Source organism: Bradyrhizobium sp. Cp5.3, from assembly GCF_000426265.1.
Taxonomy (GTDB): domain Bacteria; phylum Pseudomonadota; class Alphaproteobacteria; order Rhizobiales; family Xanthobacteraceae; genus Bradyrhizobium; species Bradyrhizobium neotropicale.
Genome location: NZ_AUFA01000124.1, coordinates 1 through 2,195, shown reverse-complemented (window position 1 = coordinate 2,195; position 2,195 = coordinate 1). Strand labels below are relative to the sequence as shown.

The window sequence follows — 2,195 nt, the reverse complement described above, 5'->3', positions numbered from 1 at the left end:
CCCCCATCAGGAAACGGAGGAATCGTAGCCGACTCGCGACTTTTCACACAGCCAGGGTCAAAACGCGAAGAACTCAACTTGAGCAAATCGAGTCCGCAATGCCCCACTATCCGGACCTCGACGGGACGTGCCGCCACTTCGCTGATGGGCCAAATCCAGAAGTCGCGCTCGCTTCGGACCATTCCCGCATTCTGATCGACCCCGAAACGCCGAAATGGCGTAAAAGCCGCGCTTCGCGTTATCGGAGCATAAACGCTTGAGCCATCATAAAATAGCAACCTTAGGCTGGTGATCGACGATGCGACATCTCATAATATCACTGTTCATGGTTTTCGCTTGCGCCATGCAGGCAGAAGCCGACCCAATATCCATTCGCTGCGACGGCAAATACTATCAGCAGCAGCAACCTTACTTCGTAACCTACGACCTCGAGACAAACCATTTCGTATTTGAGCGCGCCGGTGGAAACATTGTAACGGGCGAGATTATTGCAGTAAACGACGCGCAATTGGACTTCAGCCTGAGGGCCACGGGAGGACGCATCCTTTTCTCCTACAACCGCCAGCGCAACGTGATGACGTGGCCGGGAATGCCCGCAGAAGAATTGGGAAGACCTTTACTGCGACACGCCTGCGCGGAGGTTACTGGCAGAACAATGCTTTCAACATTCTGGCCGTCGGAACAGTTTGATCCGACGCGTCGCGACCCAGTGGATGCGTTTTCGCTCACCTGCCCAGGCAATACTGGTCCATTTTTTATCACTCTGGATCGCGTCACAAAGACCGTGGTTGTGGAAACCGAACATGCGTCCGGCATTTTGTCCGGCAACATCACTGGCATCGACGATGGTGTCATCAAGTTCACCTTTGGAATGGGCCCCTCGGACCCACACGATGTGCTGTGGGACGCGCAAACCCAATCGCTGACGTTGGTTGGTGTTCCGGGCGATCCAGAAAGGCCGACTAAGATCAAGCAGTGCGCCGTGACAAAGCCGCGATCAATTATGGTGCACTATGATGAATGGGCGCGCAGGTGGAAATGAGACGGCATCCATGGGGCGGCTCCCAAAGTGGCCTATGGGTCAAAAGCAGTCGATGCCGACTATGACGAGCGATTTCTGTTTTAGCCTCGGAAGCTGACGTTATCAGTCCACGCCCGTCGCCTTCTCAAGATCGTCGAGGAGTGGAAGGGGCCAACCACATGCCCTTCCTGTCGCAGCGGACCTCGCGGGATTTGGCGGAGCGGATCGAGCGCGCAATGCGGGCAGAGCAGACAGACATCCGAACGGAAGCACTGACGGGGTACGCGCGGATGGGGAAGGAAAAGGGCCTTTTCGCATGAGGGAGGCGCTGTCGTTACTTTACCCTCACTGCGGCCAATCCTTGTAGAGCGTGATGCCGATCATGATCAGCGAGCCGATTGCGACCGCCACGGGGCAGATAAACGGCAGCTCTTCCAGCACGCCAATAACGACCGCCCGGACGCGGAGAGTTCTCTTGATATGCGCAAAGCGCCAGCCTGCCGCACCCATCGGACATCTCCAGTTGGCCCCCAGCAGCAGCGATCTCACTCTCCAGCGCGAAGCCATGTTCGGCTATTGCCCATTCGGATGTATCCCCAGATCAAGGTGAAGGAACCCTTGCAATTCTCGCGTCCGCTTTGCTGAAGGGCGACGTTGAGACGACCTCAATCACCCCAGGCAATTTGTCCGCACAGACATCGAAACAGGCGGAGCGTCCTGCCGTTACGGGAATCGAGTATCTCGACAAAAAGGTGGAGCTTGGCGGCACATCTCGCACAAAACACCTGCTCGCCCCTTTGGGCCTCGTTACCCGCGCGCTCATTTGAATCAGCGTGATCCACGGTTTGGTCCCCGGCTGCGTGCGCCCCCGGCCGCCAAGGTGGATCGGGATATGACCTACGATCTGATTCTGTGCATTACACTTTGTTACTTTTACGAATTACGACTACGTCGACGAACCGAGCTCCGAATGCCGTCTGGACGAAACTGTGGCCGCACGATGGAGAGTATGGGGCGCCACGGAACATGGAACTCGGGGCATTCAGGTCGACACCGGTGAAGAGTCCCGGCTGCGTTCGGCGCGGGGGATGTCCCGGGTTCTGTTGAATTTCTGAAGAGGTCGGCGTTGCCCACCTTGAGCCGGTAGGCTCGGGGTGCTGATTCCACAAAGGAG

2 protein-coding genes are annotated in these 2,195 nt (G+C 56.9%); one reads left to right on the top strand and one right to left on the bottom strand.

Annotated features, from left to right (window positions below):
• The first annotated feature begins 343 nt into the window (after positions 1-343).
• A complete protein-coding gene (locus K289_RS0140710; protein WP_156918472.1) occupies positions 344-1,042 on the top strand; it encodes a hypothetical protein in 699 nt (232 codons plus the stop codon).
• Between the two features lie 324 nt (positions 1,043-1,366).
• On the opposite strand, the gene K289_RS52045 is transcribed toward K289_RS0140710, so the two are convergent.
• Positions 1,367-1,531 carry a hypothetical protein gene (locus K289_RS52045; RefSeq protein WP_198024898.1) on the bottom strand — a complete coding sequence of 55 codons (165 nt, stop codon included), beginning with the start codon at positions 1,529-1,531 and terminating at the stop codon, positions 1,367-1,369.
• Between the last annotated feature and the right edge of the window lie 664 nt (positions 1,532-2,195).